The organism is Burkholderia sp. MSMB617WGS (genome assembly GCF_001532025.2).
In the GTDB taxonomy this organism is placed as follows: domain Bacteria; phylum Pseudomonadota; class Gammaproteobacteria; order Burkholderiales; family Burkholderiaceae; genus Burkholderia; species Burkholderia savannae.
Genome location: NZ_CP013458.1, coordinates 477,144 through 491,567, shown reverse-complemented (window position 1 = coordinate 491,567; position 14,424 = coordinate 477,144). Strand labels below are relative to the sequence as shown.

Here is a 14,424-nt window from a genome sequence, read left to right as displayed (position 1 = left end):
TCAGGAGCAAGCGATGGCGACTCTCGACACGGCGCTCGTGGTGGGCGCGGCGGGCGGAATCGGTGGAGAAATGGCGCGAGCGCTGCGCGACGCGGGCTGGCGCGTGCGGGCGCTCGCGCGCTCGTCGCCGGCGGCGAATGGCGGCGCGGCGGACATCGACTGGCGGCTCGGCGACGCATTGAATCCGCGCGACGTCGCCGATGCCGCGCGCGGCTGCGCGGTGATCGTGCACGCGGTCAATCCGCCCGGCTATCGCCGCTGGAACGAATTGGTGCTGCCGATGCTCGACAGCACGATCGCGGCCGCAGCGCGCGAACGCGCGACGATCGTGCTGCCCGGCACCGTCTACAACTTCGGGCCCGACGCCGGCCACCTGCTGCACGAGGATTCGCCGCAGCGCCCGCTGACCCGCAAGGGCGCAATCCGCGTCGAGATGGAACGGCGCTTGCACGACGCCGCGGATGCGGGCGCGCGCGTTCTGATCGTTCGGGCCGGCGACTTCTTCGGCCCCGGTGCGCGCAACAACTGGTTTTCCCAAGCTCTCGCGAAATCCGGGCGGCCCGTGCGGACCGTACGCTCGCCCGGCCGCACGGGCGTCGGCCATCAGTGGGCGTATCTGCCCGACGTCGCGCGCACGATGGTCGAATTGCTCGCGCGCCGCGACACGCTCGGCGCATTCTCGCGCTTCCACATGGCCGGCCATTGGGACGCCGACGGCGCGCAAATGAGCGCGGCGATCCGCCGCGTCGTCGCGCGGCGAACGGGCGTCGAGCCGCGCATCGCTGCGTTTCCGTGGTGGCTCGTGACGCTCGCGTCGCCGTTCGTCACGACCTGCCGCGAAATGCGCGAGATGCGCTATCTGTGGCGCGAAGCGCTGCGCATGGACAACGCGAAGCTCGTCGCCGCGCTCGGACGCGAGCCGCACACGCCGCTCGACGCGGCGGTGGAAACGACGCTCGATGCGCTCGGCTGCCTGAGCGGCCGCGCACCGCGCATTGCGCCGTCATCGCGCTGACAATGCGGCCGCGTCGATCCCGAGCCGCTCTCGCAAGCCCGTCCAGCCGCGCGGCGTGACCTGTATCTCGCGTGACGCCGCGACGCGCCGCAGCCATCCGCGCTCGCACAGGCAGCGCATGAGCTGCGCGCCGAGCGGGCCCGCCAGATGATGCTGCCGCTCGGTCGAATCGAGGCATTGGGTCGCGACGCCTCGCCGGCCCGCCGTCAAGCCGTCGACCTCCACGCCCAGTTCGGAAAACCACGCGCGCCCCGACGGCGTGACGTCGAAGCGCTTGTCCGGCGCGGCTGCGAGCAGGCCGAGCGCCTGCATCCGCTGCGTCATCGCGACGCCCACGCGCCCCGCGAGATGGTCGTAGCAGCAGCGCGCGAATTGCAGACGCCGCATGCCCGCGCGCGGACGCGGCGGCAGCGGACGCCGCGTCTCGATCGCGGCGAGACTTTCGAGCGCGAACGCGACCTGCGGGCTCGACAACCGATAGTAGCGATGCCGCCCTTCCGATTCGACGGCGAGCAACTCGCCGTCCACGAGCTTGCGCAGGTGCGAGCTCGCCGTCTGCGGGCTCACGCCGGCCACGCGCGCAAGCTCGCCCGCCGGCCGCGCGCGGCCGTCCAGAAGGCTCACGAGAATCGCGAGACGCGCCGGGTCGGCGATCAGGAACGCGGATGTGACGATGTTCGCTTGAGCTTCCATGGGAGATCCGTCGAATCGAGCGGTGTCGACGAAGATAGCACCGCCCGGCCGCCGACGCTTCGATGCGCGTCGAAACATCCGGCGCGCCGGCGCGGCTACGCTTGACGAACCTTCCCGTCGCCGCCTTCGCCAAGGAGCCCGAAATGACCGACACGACGCCTGCAGAGATCCGACACATCCACGCCGCATGGCACGACGCCGTCGTGCGCCGCGACCTCGACGCGCTGATGGCGCTCTACGCGCCCGACGCGATACTCGAGACGCCGCTGATCGTCGCCGTGCTGCGCGAGCGCCCCGACGGAGTGCTTCAGGGCAGCGCGGCGATCCGCGCGTTCTTCGAAGCGGGATTCCGGCAACTGCCGAACGAGCTTGCACGCTGGCACCGCACCGATACGTTCTTCACGAACGGCCGGCAATTGATCTGGGAATATCCCCGCGAAACGCCGCAAGGCGATCAGATCGACCTGATCGAATCGATCGACGTCGCCGGCGGGCGCATCGCGCGCCACCGGGTCTACTGGGGCTGGGCCGGATTCAACGCGCTCGTCGCGGCGATGAAGCGCGCCGAATCGGCCGCGTGACGCGGCAAGCTTCGGCAAGAGAAAAAGACGAAAAAGGACCGCACGCCGCGCGGCCGTGCGGTACGTGCCGCCGCGTCCGGGCGCAAGCGCGCATCCGCCGCCGGCTCACCGGCACGGCGGCGGATTGGAGCGCGCGGCCCGGGCGGGCTCGACACACGCACCCGCCGGCCGATGCAACACCGACACGCATCGGCCGTTCCGTCGGCGCTACGCTTGACGCGGCGCGTCGACGGGCGGCGTGCCGTCGTGAAAAAGCGTCTTCAGCTGCGCGCGCAATTCCGGCGAATCGGTATGACGATGAACCGTGACCGCGTGCTGCACGGCGGCCTCCATCAATTCGTCATCCGAATCGGCGGACAGCGCGACGGTGCAGTGCATTTCGCTCGGAAACTCCCGGCAATCGATGTATTTGCGAGCCATGACGCCCTCCTCGCATGTGATCTGAAGCCAACCTGACGATCGATCTTCCCCCGGGGCAATCGCTTCGGAAACGACGATGACGCGCATCGAACGAAGTGATGGTTGGATTCTAGGTCACGGCGAAACGGTTCGTTAGGCTAACCGATGAAGAACGCGAACGCGCGGCGCACCGCGCGCCCTCGCGGCATTCGCCGCCGTCCCGACGGCCCGCTCCTCGCGCGCGCTCGCAACGCATGACGCAACCGCGCCGCGTCATTCGTGCGGCGGCAGGTAATCCATCTGGAATTCGTCGTACAAGCGATAGATCAGTTCGAGCATCGCGCGGATGTCCTCCGATTCGTCGAGCATCCGCGTGCTCATGATGATCGGCGACACGAGATTCGAATCGTCGAGCTCCTTGTAGCCGACGTCGTCGCGCTTGAGCCCGTACACGCTGTGCGGCACGACCGATACGCCCTCGCCCGCCGCGACGAGCCCGAGCGCGATCTGCAGCTCGCGCGTCTCGTAGATCCGGCGCGGCTTCAGCGCGCGATCGTGAAACGCGGCGAGCACCTGGTCCGCGTAGCTCGGCCGCGGCGTCTTCGGAAAGATGATCAGCGTCTCGTTGACGAGATCGTGCAGCGACAGCACCGGCTTCGCCGCTTCGAGCGGATGCCCGAGCGGCAGCGCGACGATCATCCGCTCCTCGCGCAACACGATGCGCCGCACGCTCGGGTCTTCGTGGCGAATGCGGCCGAAGCCGACGTCGATCCTCCCCTCCTTCAGCGCCTTGATCTGATCCATCGTCGACATCTCGTGCAGGCTCAGCTCGACCTCGCCGTATTCGTCGCGAAAGCGGCGGATGATTCTCGGCAGCATCCCATACAGCGTCGAGCCGACATAGCCGACCGACAGCGCGCGCTCGATCTTGCCGATGCGCTTCGTCATCGATTCGAGCTCGGCCGTCTGCGCGAGCAGTTGCACCGCGTGCGAATAGAAGAAACGCCCCGCATCGGTCATCTTCAGCGGCCGGGCGTGCCGCTCGAACAGCATCACGCCGAGCGCGTCCTCGAGCTGCTGGATCTGCCGGCTCAGCGGCGGCTGCGCGATGTGCAGGCGCTCGGCCGCGCGCGTGAAATTCTGCTCCTCCGCGACCGCGACGAAGTAGCGCAAGTGCCGCAGTTCCATCTTCATACCTCGTGGATATCGATCCGATACTCAATCGGTGTTGGACGCACCGTTTTGCCGGCAACTATCCTCAATCTGACCGCGTTGTCGTCAAGCACTATACCTGCGAAGCATCGCAGGTTCATCCGGGTTTTCCGCACGACGCGCATTGCGGCGCAGCGACGGACCGCTCGTCCGGACGCACGCCGGCCACGAACAGAGCCCATCAGGAGACGCCCCCCATGATCCCGATCTACCCGGATCGTCACCCGACGCTGCGACGCATCGACGACTTCCTCGTCGAGGACAAGGCGCACGGCGACTACCGCCTGCACCGCAGCGCGTTCACCGACGAGATGCTGTTCGAGCTGGAGATGAAGCACATCTTCGAAGGCAACTGGATCTATCTCGCGCACGAGAGCCAGATCCCGAACGCGAACGACTATTACACGACCACCATCGGCCGCCAGCCGATCGTGATCGCGCGCAACCGCCAGGGCGAGCTGAACGCGTTCGTCAACGCGTGCACGCATCGCGGTGCGATGCTGTGCCGGCACAAGCGCGGCAATCGCGCGAGCTACACGTGCCCGTTCCACGGCTGGACGTTCAGCAACAGCGGCAAGCTGCTCAAAGTGAAGGACCCCGAAGGAGCCGGCTATCCGGACTGCTTCAATCGCGACGGCTCGCACGATCTGAAGAAGATCGCGCGCTTCGAGAACTACCGCGGCTTCCTGTTCGGCAGCCTGAATCCGGACGTCGAGCCGCTCGCCGCGTATCTCGGCGACGCCGCGCGCATCGTCGACATGATCGCCGACCAGTCGGCGGACGGCCTCGAAGTGCTGCGCGGCGCGTCGACGTACACGTACGAAGGCAACTGGAAGCTCACCGCCGAGAACGGCGCGGACGGCTATCACGTGTCGGCCGTGCACTGGAATTACGCAGCGACCGTCAATCACCGCAAGACGGATGCGCAGCACGAAGACGCGATCCGCGCGATGGACGCGGGCAAATGGGGCCGCCAGGGCGGCGGCTTCTACGCGTTCGATCACGGCCACATGCTGCTGTGGACTCGCTGGGCGAACCCGGAGGACAGGCCGAACTTCGATCGCCGCGACGAATTCGCCGCGCGCTGCGGCGGCGACATCGCCGACTGGATGATCCGGAACTCGCGCAATCTGTGCCTGTACCCGAACGTCTATCTGATGGACCAGTTCGGCTCGCAGATTCGCGTGCTGCGGCCGCTCGCCGTCAATCGCACCGAGGTCACGATCTACTGCATCGCGCCGAAGGGCGAAGCGCCCGACGCGCGCGCGCGCCGCATCCGCCAGTACGAGGATTTCTTCAACGCGAGCGGGATGGCGACGCCCGACGATCTCGAGGAATTCCGCGCGTGCCAGCAAGGCTATGCAGGCCGCGCGGTCGAATGGAACGACATGTGCCGCGGCGCCGCGCACTGGATCGAAGGCCCCGACGAAGCCGCGCGCAAGATCGGCATCCGTCCGCTGCTGAGCGGCGTGAAGACCGAGGACGAAGGGCTGTACACGGTCCAGCACCGCTACTGGATCTCGACGATGAAGCAGGCGCTCGCCGCCGAAAGGAGCCGCGCATGAAGACGATCGACATCGCGGACATCCGCGCGTTCCTCTACCGCGAATGCCGGCTGCTCGACGACAAGGCATGGGACGCGTGGCTCGACTGCTATCACCCGGAGGTCGTGTTCTGGATGCCGTCGTGGGACGACTCGGACGAGCTCGTCACCGATCCGCAGCGCGAGATCTCACTGATCTACTATCCGAACCGGCAGGGGCTCGAGGATCGCGTGTTCCGCATCAAGACCGAGCGCTCGAGCGCGACGATGCCCGATACGCGCACGAGCCACAACGTCGCGAACGTCGAGCGCGAAAGCATCGAGGGCGACGTGCACATCGTGAGATTCAACTGGCACACGCTCAGCTATCGCTACAAGACGGTGTCGAGCTACTTCGGAACGTCGCGCTACGCGATCGACTTCTCAGGCGACGCACCGAAGATCGTCAGCAAGTACGTCATCCTGAAGAACGACTACATCAACCAGCTGATCGACATCTATCACATCTAGCCGGCCGCGCGCCGCACGCCGCTCGCCGCGTCGCGCCCGAGGAACGCATCATGGAACACCGCATCGCTCTCCAGTTCGAAGACGGCGTCACCCGCTTCATCACGTGCCGCGACGGCGAAACGCTCGCCGACGCCGCGTATCGCCAGCAGGTCAACCTCCCGCTCGATTGCCGCGACGGCGCGTGCGGCACCTGCCGCTGCCGCTGCGAATCGGGCGACTACGACCTGCCCGAATCGAGCTACATCGAAGACGCGCTCACGGCCGACGACGCCGCCCGGCGTTACGTGCTCGCGTGCCAGACGCGCCCGCGCGCCGATTGCGTGATCGACGTGCCCGCGTCGTCGGCCGCATGCAAGACGAGCGCCGTGCGCCACGAGGGCACGCTCGCGTCGATCGAGCGGCTATCGGCATCGACGATCCGCTTTTCGATCGACGTCGACGAGCCCGCGAAGCTCGCGTTTCTCGCGGGCCAGTACGTGAACGTCGAGATTCCCGGCGCGGGCGCGACGCGCTCGTACTCGTTCAGCTCGCAACCGGGCGACGCGCGCGTGTCGTTTCTGGTGCGCAACGTGCCGGGCGGACGGATGAGCCGCTATCTCGTCGACGAAGCCGCGCCCGGCCAGCGCATCGCGTTCTCCGGGCCGCACGGCAGCTTCTATCTGCGCGACGCCGCGCGGCCCGCGCTTTTTCTCGCGGGCGGCACCGGCATCGCGCCGTTCCTGTCGATGCTCGACGTGCGCGCGACGCGCGACGGCGCGCCGCCCGTGCGGCTCGTCTACGGCGTCACGCGCGACGACGATCTCGTCGCGCTCGATCGCATCGGCGAAATCGGGCGCCGCCTCGCCGGCTTCGAGTACCGGACCTGCGTCGCGGACGATGCGAGCGCGCATCCGCGCAAGGGCTACGTGACCGCGCACGTCGAACCCGAGTGGCTGAACGGCGGCGACGTCGACATCTACCTGTGCGGCCCCGTGCCGATGGTCGACGCGGTGCAGACGTGGCTGCGCGAGCGCGGCGTCACGCCGACCAATCTGTACTTCGAAAGATTCTCGTCGAGCAGCGGATCATGAATCGCCAACATGCACCCGGCCGCTTCGACGGCAAAGTAACGGTCGTCACGGGCGCCGCGCAAGGCATCGGGCGCGGCGTCGCATTGCGCGCGTCGCGGGAAGGCGCAACGACGGTGCTCGTCGATCGCGCGGAATTCGTGCATGACGCCGCGGCCGAAATCGCGGCCGAAGGCGGCCGCGCGCTCGCCGTCGTCGCCGACCTCGAAACGTACGCGGGCGCGGAAGCGATGGCGCGCGCGGCCGTCGACGCGTTCGGCGCGATCGACGTGCTCGTCAACAACGTCGGCGGTACGATCTGGACGAAACCGTTCGATCGCTACGACATCGCGCAGATCGAGGCGGAAATCCGCCGCTCGCTGTTCCCGACGCTGTGGTGCTGCCGCGCGGTGCTGCCCGGCATGATCGAGCGCGGCCGGGGCGCGATCGTCAACGTGTCGTCGATCGCGACGCGCAGCATTCATCGCGTGCCGTACGCGGCGGCGAAAGGCGGCGTCAACGCGTTGACCGCGAGTCTCGCGTTCGAGCATGCGGCGCACGGTGTGCGCGTGAACGCGGTCGCCGCCGGCGGCACCGACGCGCCGCCGCGCAAGGTGCCGCGCAACGCCGAACCGCAAGGCGACGACGACGCGCGCTGGTATCGCGCGATCGTCGACCAGACCCTGTCGTCGAGCCTGATGCACCGATACGGAACGATCGACGAGCAAGTCGCCGCGATTCTGTTTCTCGCATCGGACGAAGCGTCGTACATCACCGGCTCGGTGCTGCCCGTCGGCGGCGGTGATCAGGGTTGAGCGCCGCGTGCGTGCGCACGCGTGCGTGCGCACGCGTGCGTTTGCGCACGCGTATTAACGCTGCGGAATTTCATGCGCGAACTCGCGGCGCCGCGCGCACGAATTCCGCTACGTCGTCGAGCACCGGCAGAAAGCGCCGCATCGGCAAGCCCAGCGCGCCAACGAGCAGCGCATGCCCGATGCGCGGATAGAGCCTGACCTGCACCGCGCCGCCCGCGGCGGCAACGCGCGCAGCGAACCGCGCCGTGTTGCCCGGCCTCACCGTCGCGTCGTTTAGGCCCGATACGAGCAGCATCGGCGGCTCGCTGCCATCGACGAAGCGGATCGGCTGGCTCGCGTCGCGCACGGGCTCGGGAAAGATCCGCATCAGCGTCGCGTCGGCGAGCGGCAGGAAATCGTACGGACCGGCGAGCCCGACCACGCCCGCAAGATCGCGCTTGCCCAGACCGTGCGCATCGAGAAAGCGGCCGTCGGTCGCGAGCAGCGCCGCGATCTGCGCACCCGCCGAGTGACCCGCGACGTACACGCGGCGCGGGTCCGCGCCGAGCTCGGCCGCATGATCGCGCGCCCAGCGCACCGCCGCGGCTGCGTCTTCGACGAAGTCCGGAAACACCGCGCCCGGATACAGCCGATAGTCGGGAATCGCGACGACGCAGCCGCGCGACGCAAGCGCCTCGCCGACGAACCGGTAATCGCCGCGCCGGCCGCTCTGCCAGCTGCCGCCATAGAAGAACACGACGAGCGGCTTGCCGTCGCCGCACGTGCGCGCGCCGCGTCCGGCCGGCAAATAGACGTCGAGCGAACGGCGCGGCCCTGCACCGTAGACGATGTCGAAACGGCCGACAAACGTCGCGCGGCGAGCCGCCGCGTTCAGTACGACCAACGGATTGCGGCCGGCCCACACGCCGAGCGTCACGGCCGATCCGATCAACATCATCCCTGCCAGCATCGCCTGCTCCTCGGTTACTCGAACGACGACGCACGCATCGCGCGCCGCCATATCGGCGCGCGCACGCAATATTCAAACGCTTCGAACGCGCGCGGCGCATTGCCGCGCAGCCGCGCCGCATTCGATCCACACGCCTTTCCGTTGCGAGAATCGTCTTCCCTGAAAAACCGGTAAACGATAAAGCGGCCAAATAGTCGATTCGTAGAGTGTCGTCTCGGTATTGCGAGACTCGCTCGCTCCGCACCCACACCGGCGATGGCCGTGTGCAATGCGCTCGTCAAACCTCGCCGCGCTGCCGCGCGAGTTCGACGGCGGCGGCCTGATCCGGCGCCGCGCCGATTCCGACGACGGCCGCAAAGGCCGCATGTCGCCGACCGCGAGCGGCGAGCGGCGAGCGCCACGTTCGCTCGCGCGACGTTCGCGATGCGCCACGCACGCCGTCGAGCATCAAAACAAAAGCGACGGGCAACGTGAACAAAAAAAGCGGCCGGCCCGATGCCGGGCCGGCCGCTCGTCGACATTGCAGCGAGCGTCGCGCGGCGAGCGCGCGACGCGATGCATTACGAAGCCGCTTCGGGGCTCGACGGCACGCGCACGGCCGCCGCCTCGCGCGCTTCGCGCGCCGCCGCGCGCTCGTGCTCGGCGACCCACGACGCGATGTCCATCTCTTCGAAGCGAACGAAGCGCGTCTTGTGAACGAGCCGGTAGCCGAACCACACGACGAGGAAGAGCGGAATGCCGACGTAGGTCGCGAGCACGCCGACCCAGTCGATCTTGTTCGCGAGGAACGCCTGATAGTCCTGGCCGAGTGCGATCACGATGCACAGCGCGAACGCGAAGATCGGGCCGTACGGATACAGGTTCGACTGATACGGCAGCTGATCGATCGAGAAGCCCTGCCGAACGAAGCCCTTGCGAAACCGATAGTGGCTGAGCGCGATGCCGAGCCACGCGATGAAGCCCGTCATTCCCGACGTGTTCAGGAGCCACAGATAAACCGTCTTGTCGCCGTACAGCGACGACAGGAAGCACAGCGCGCCCACCGCGGTCGTCGCGTACAGCGCGTTGCGCGGCACGCCGCCCGCCGACAGCTTCGCGAACAGCTTCGGCGCGCGGCCTTCGGTCGCGAGGTTGTAGAGCATCCGCGTCGACGCGTACATTCCCGAGTTGCCCGCCGACAGCACGGCGGTCAGGATCACCGCGTTCATCACGCCCGCGGCGAACGCGAGGCCCGCATGACGGAACACGAGCGTGAACGGGCTCACGCCGACGTCGGTCACGTCGCTCTTCAGCAGGCTCGGATCGGTATAAGGAACCAGCACGCCGATCACGAAAATCGCCAGCACGTAGAACAGCAGGATGCGCCAGAACACCTGACGCACCGCGCGCGGGATCGTCGTGCGCGGGTTTTCCGATTCGCCGGCGGCGACGCCGATCAGCTCGGTGCCCTGGAACGAGAAGCCGGCGATCATCGCGACGCCCATCATCGCGGGCAGGCCGCCCGCGAACGGCGCGTCGCCGATCGTGAAGTTGCTCCAGCCGTTGCTCGGGCCGCCCTTCAGGATGCCGAAGATCATCAGCAGCCCGACGCCGATGAACGCGAGCACGGTGACGACCTTGATCAGCGCGAACCAGTATTCGGCCTCGCCGAAGCCGCGCACGGTCAGCACATTGAGGAGGAACATCACGCCGAGGAACGCGGCGCTCCACCAGACCCCCGGCACGTCGGGAAACCAGTAATGCATGACGAGCTGCGCGGCGACGAGCTCGACCGCGATCGTCACCGCCCAGTTGTACCAGTAGTTCCAGCCGAGCGCGAAACCGAAACCCTCTTCGACGTATTTCGCGCCGTAAGTCGCGAACGAGCCGGACACCGGCATGAACGCGGCCATCTCGCCCAGGCTCATCATCAGGCAGTAGACCATCACGCCGATCAGCAGGTACGCGAGCATCGCGCCGCCGGGGCCCGCCTGCGAGATCGACGCGCCGGACGCGACGAAGAGCCCCGTGCCGATCGAGCCGCCGATCGCGATCATCGTCAGGTGACGGGCTTTCAGGCTGCGGCGCAGCTCGGGAGGTTTCGATTGTGCGGTTGAACGGTCGGAATTCGGGTGTGGTGACATAAAGGGCTGGCAAGGAGCGGCGGGCGACGGTTCGACGCCGCGCCGGGCAGGACGCCGGATTCGGCGCGTCCCCGGGACGATCTGCGGCGCGCCGCCCGGTGCCGACCGGGCGCGCCGCGCCACACGCATTTTTTGCGCAGCGCGGATTCTACCCGATTCATCAGAGCACGCCTGCAACACGGCGTGCTGCGACGCGCAAGATAACCGCCGGCAAAACGCTTTGCCGATCAATGGGTTGCGCGCAGAACGCGGTGCATCGGGGCGCGCCGCCGCGCGTCGCGAGCCGGCGCGCCCCGATGCACCGCGTCATCGAAAAATATGATGAATCCGAAAACGCCCGGTATTCGCTGCGGTGCGGCACGCCGCGGCGGACAACGGACCATGCACCGCGAACGGCGCACGCGTGCGGCGGCGGCGCCCGAAAAACGGAAGGGCCGCTCGTAGCGGCCCTTCTCTTCTCCCTGATTTGCCTGCTTATCCTGCCTTACAGCGCTGCGTTACATCGCGATCGCGGCCTCACACCGCCTGCGGCACCGGATGCAGCGGCACCCGGCGCGGCGCGGCCTTCGCCGCCTGGCGCGCGTTGCTCGCGTCGATCTCGGCGATCAGATCGTCGAGACGCTCGAGGTGCACGCTGTTGTCGTGATCCCACGGATGGAAGCCCGGGCGGAAGTAGTCGATCCATTCGCGCGCGATCAGCGCGAAGATGCCGTTCTTCGGGCCCCACAGATACTTGACCAGCTTGCCGATGCCGAGGCCCTTGCCGATGCGGCGGCGATGCGAGATCAGCAAGCGCGTGTTGAAATCGAACAGCGTCGCCCAGAACACGACCGTGACGAGCATCATCATGCTCGTGCGCAGCAGGTAGCTCTTCAGGCTCGGCTTCATCACGGTGCGCCACACGTCGTATGCGACCGCCTTGTGCTCGGTTTCCTCCATCGAGTGCCACATCCACATCTGGCGGTAGCCGTCGACTTCGCTGGTGGTGATGCGGTTCGCGAGCACGAGGCCCGTGAACATCGCGGTGTAGTGCTCGAGCGCCATCGTGATCGCGAGCTGCATCGAATTCGGCAGCGCTTTCTTGAACCAGCCGAGCACCGTCCACAGGCGCTTGTCGAGCTTGTGCGCGGGCATGCCCGCCGCCTGCAGCAGATCGTTGAACTCGACGTGCTCGCGCGTGTGCATCGCTTCCTGGCCGATGAAGCCCGCGATGTCGCGCTTCAGATTCGGCTCCTCGACCCGGTCGCGATAGTTGCGCACCGAATCCATGAAGAAGCGCTCGCCCGCCGGAAACAGCAGCGACAGCGCGTTGAACAGATGCGTCACGCCCACGCCTTCGGTGTGCCAGTCGCAGATGCGGTCGGGCGGCAGGGCGAAGCGAATATCGCGACGAACAATAGCATTCACGGTGTTTGTCTCCAGGTCCCGTCATGGGACGTCGGTGCGACTCGATGCAACGCCCCCGATGGTTCGATTTGGGAATTGGGGCGTGGTCGCAATCTCACATCAAACCATCAATCAACGTTACATTGATGGATGTCATCATAGAAGACGATCCAAGTCCGCGCAAGAACGACTTCACGCAAAAAACACATTCTTCGTTGCGGAATTTCCCTTACCCGCGTGCGCAAGCCCCCGTGCGCGCGGCTTGCGCGGCTCGCGACGACGCCCGAGCGTCTCCTTCAAACGGCGCGCGGGCACACCGGGCATTCGCGTCGGCCGCATGCGGCATGGCGACGTTCGCCGCTTGCTTCGGCAATCGCGAAGGCTTTCGTCGCAGCGCACAAGCTGCATCGCACCAAGCCCCGGATTCGCGGCTCGGAAGATGCTGCTCTTCGCTCGCAGGCATTCTCCCGTTCGCGTCGGCACTGTATTCGCCGCGTTGCAGCACGACGCCGCGCATCGCGATGCCGGCGCAGGCGGCGCTCGCCCAAGAGGCGATGCGCGAGCAGCGCGCCGACGCGCGCATCGGCCCATGCCCCTTTTTCGCCGCATGCGCGCGATGCGTGGCCGCGCAGATTGATCCACGTCAGCAATGCGCGCGACGCGTGTAGTGCAATGAACGCATCGGACATCGCACGTTTCCCCAGGGGGTCTCATGAAACTCACGTTCCTCGGCGCGACGGAAACCGTCACGGGCTCGAAGTATCTGCTCGAGGACGGCGGGACACGCGTCCTGATCGACTGCGGGCTGTTCCAGGGCACGAAGAACCTGCGGCTGCGCAACTGGAGCCCGCTGCCCGTGCCCGCCGATTCGATCGACGCCGTCGTGCTCACGCATGCGCATCTCGACCACAGCGGCTATCTGCCCGTGCTCGTGCGCGAAGGCTTCCGCGGGCCGGTCTATTGCACGCACGGCACGGCGGAGCTCTGCGAGATCATGCTGACGGACAGCGCACGGCTCCTCGAGGAAGAAGCCGAGTTCGCGAACCGCCACGGCTACTCGAAGCACCATCCGGCGTTGCCGCTCTACACCACCGACGACGCGCAGCGCGCGCTCCAGCGTCTCGCGCCGCGCGAATTCGACGCGCCGACGCCGCTCGCGGGCAGCCTGCACTTCCGCTTCCTGCCGGCCGGGCACATTCTCGGCGCGGCGAGCGTCGTCGTCTGCTGGCGGCACACGCTGCTCGCGTTCTCCGGCGATCTTGGCCGCGCGCACGATCCGATCATGCGCGCGCCCGTGCCGCCCGTTCATGCGGACTATCTCGTCGTCGAGTCGACGTACGGCGACCGGCTGCACGACACGAGCGATCCCGAAGCCGAGCTCGCCGACGTGTTCTCGAAGACGTTCGCGCGCGGCGGCGTGGTCGTGATGCCGTGCTTCACCGTCGGGCGCGCGCAGGAGGTCCTGTATTACATCGCACAACTGAAAAAGACCGGACGGATGCCGCACGTGCCCGTGTTTCTCGACAGCCCGATGGCGACGAGCGTCACCGAGATCTACCAGCGGCGGCTCTCCGATCACCGGCTCACGATGTCCGACGCGGACGCGATCAGCCACGCGGCGGTGATGGTCCGCACGGTCGAGCAGTCGAAGGCGATCGCCGACCACAACGGGCCGATGGTCATCATCGCGGGCAGCGGAATGGCCACGGGCGGCCGCGTGCTGTATCACCTCGAGCGCTACGCGCCCGACAGCCGCAACACGATCCTGCTCGTCGGGTATCAGGCGGCGGGCACGCGCGGCGCGGCGCTCGCCGCGCACGAACCGACGCTGAAAATCCACGGCGAATACGTGCGCGTGCGCGCGCAGGTCGAAATGATCTCGTCGCTGTCCGCGCATGCGGACTATGGCGAGATCCTCGGATGGCTCGGCGCGCAGTCGAGGGCGCCCGTGCGCACGTTCGTCACGCACGGCGAGCCCGCGGCGGCCGATGCGCTGCGGCGGCGGATCGAGGAATCGCTGCACTGGCGCTGCGAAGTGCCGTCGTATCTCGAATCGATCGAGCTGGAAGACACGCCCGCGCGAACGACGTGAGTGCGACGAGGCAAGCGCAACGCCGGACACGTGGCCCTCTCCGGCGCATCGGAATGCGCA

Annotated in this window: 14 protein-coding genes and 2 pseudogenes; 10 read left to right on the top strand and 6 right to left on the bottom strand. The window is 67.4% G+C overall.

What is annotated here, in order from left to right:
• Positions 1-13: 13 nt before the first annotated feature.
• On the top strand, positions 14-1,015 hold the full coding sequence (locus tag WT60_RS22305; protein WP_060356766.1) for an NAD-dependent epimerase/dehydratase family protein: 1,002 nt from the start codon (positions 14-16) through the stop codon (positions 1,013-1,015).
• On the opposite strand, the gene WT60_RS22300 is transcribed toward WT60_RS22305, so the two are convergent.
• Positions 1,004-1,708 carry a winged helix-turn-helix domain-containing protein gene (locus WT60_RS22300; protein WP_059579288.1) on the bottom strand — a complete coding sequence of 235 codons (705 nt, stop codon included), beginning with the start codon at positions 1,706-1,708 and terminating at the stop codon, positions 1,004-1,006. The genes WT60_RS22305 and WT60_RS22300 overlap by 12 nt on opposite strands.
• 143 nt (positions 1,709-1,851) lie before the next feature.
• Here WT60_RS22300 and WT60_RS22295 point away from each other — a divergent pair, with 143 nt between their 5' ends.
• Entirely contained in the window at positions 1,852-2,289 is a 438-nt protein-coding gene (locus WT60_RS22295; RefSeq protein WP_038753692.1) for a nuclear transport factor 2 family protein, read from the top strand.
• Positions 2,290-2,496: 207 nt separating this feature from the next.
• On the opposite strand, the gene WT60_RS22290 is transcribed toward WT60_RS22295, so the two are convergent.
• On the bottom strand, positions 2,497-2,709 hold the full coding sequence (locus WT60_RS22290) for a DUF1059 domain-containing protein (RefSeq protein ID WP_038753695.1): 213 nt from the start codon (positions 2,707-2,709) through the stop codon (positions 2,497-2,499).
• Positions 2,710-2,961: 252 nt separating this feature from the next.
• Positions 2,962-3,876: a LysR family transcriptional regulator gene (locus tag WT60_RS22285; protein ID WP_038753698.1), complete on the bottom strand. Its 915-nt coding sequence runs from the start codon at positions 3,874-3,876 to the stop codon at positions 2,962-2,964.
• Positions 3,877-4,097: 221 nt separating this feature from the next.
• On the opposite strand from WT60_RS22285, the gene benA reads away from it, so the two are divergent.
• From benA to WT60_RS22265, 4 genes are read left to right on the top strand one after another with little or no spacing between them, the layout of a single operon-like run.
• Positions 4,098-5,465 (top strand): benzoate 1,2-dioxygenase large subunit, encoded by a 1,368-nt coding sequence (benA, locus tag WT60_RS22280; RefSeq protein WP_060356763.1) that lies wholly within the window; start codon positions 4,098-4,100, stop codon positions 5,463-5,465.
• Entirely contained in the window at positions 5,462-5,953 is a 492-nt protein-coding gene (gene benB, locus WT60_RS22275) for a benzoate 1,2-dioxygenase small subunit (protein WP_038753656.1), read from the top strand. Before benA ends, benB begins: the two co-directional genes overlap by 4 nt.
• Positions 5,954-6,003: 50 nt before the next feature.
• Complete coding sequence (benC, locus tag WT60_RS22270; RefSeq protein WP_059670694.1) at positions 6,004-7,023, top strand: benzoate 1,2-dioxygenase electron transfer component BenC; 1,020 nt, start codon at positions 6,004-6,006, stop codon at positions 7,021-7,023.
• Complete coding sequence (locus tag WT60_RS22265) at positions 7,020-7,814, top strand: 1,6-dihydroxycyclohexa-2,4-diene-1-carboxylate dehydrogenase (protein ID WP_060356762.1); 795 nt, start codon at positions 7,020-7,022, stop codon at positions 7,812-7,814. The genes benC and WT60_RS22265 overlap by 4 nt, the downstream gene beginning before the upstream one ends.
• 70 nt (positions 7,815-7,884) lie before the next feature.
• Here the strand turns inward: WT60_RS22265 and WT60_RS22260 are convergent, their stop codons facing one another.
• Positions 7,885-8,814 (bottom strand): alpha/beta hydrolase, encoded by a 930-nt coding sequence (locus WT60_RS22260; RefSeq protein WP_060356761.1) that lies wholly within the window; start codon positions 8,812-8,814, stop codon positions 7,885-7,887.
• A 217-nt stretch (positions 8,815-9,031) separates the two neighbouring features.
• Between WT60_RS22260 and WT60_RS35300 the strand changes: the two are divergent.
• Positions 9,032-9,154: pseudogene (locus WT60_RS35300) on the top strand (MarR family transcriptional regulator); the annotation flags it as partial.
• 169 nt (positions 9,155-9,323) lie between these two features.
• On the opposite strand, the gene WT60_RS22250 reads toward WT60_RS35300, so the two are convergent.
• Positions 9,324-10,886, bottom strand: coding sequence for an amino acid permease (locus WT60_RS22250; protein WP_038753663.1), 1,563 nt, complete (start codon positions 10,884-10,886; stop codon positions 9,324-9,326).
• Positions 10,887-11,106: 220 nt separating this feature from the next.
• Between WT60_RS22250 and WT60_RS35740 the strand changes: the two are divergent.
• A pseudogene (locus WT60_RS35740) lies at positions 11,107-11,330 on the top strand (hypothetical protein).
• Between the two features lie 72 nt (positions 11,331-11,402).
• Here WT60_RS35740 and WT60_RS22235 read toward each other — a convergent pair.
• A complete protein-coding gene (locus WT60_RS22235) occupies positions 11,403-12,293 on the bottom strand; it encodes a metal-dependent hydrolase (protein WP_038753666.1) in 891 nt (296 codons plus the stop codon).
• 125 nt (positions 12,294-12,418) lie between these two features.
• Between WT60_RS22235 and WT60_RS34640 the strand changes: the two genes are divergently transcribed.
• Positions 12,419-12,940 (top strand): hypothetical protein, encoded by a 522-nt coding sequence (locus WT60_RS34640; protein ID WP_186448647.1) that lies wholly within the window; start codon positions 12,419-12,421, stop codon positions 12,938-12,940.
• A gap of 44 nt (positions 12,941-12,984) precedes the next feature.
• Positions 12,985-14,364: an MBL fold metallo-hydrolase gene (locus WT60_RS22225; protein ID WP_059670689.1), complete on the top strand. Its 1,380-nt coding sequence runs from the start codon at positions 12,985-12,987 to the stop codon at positions 14,362-14,364.
• Positions 14,365-14,424: the final 60 nt, after the last annotated feature.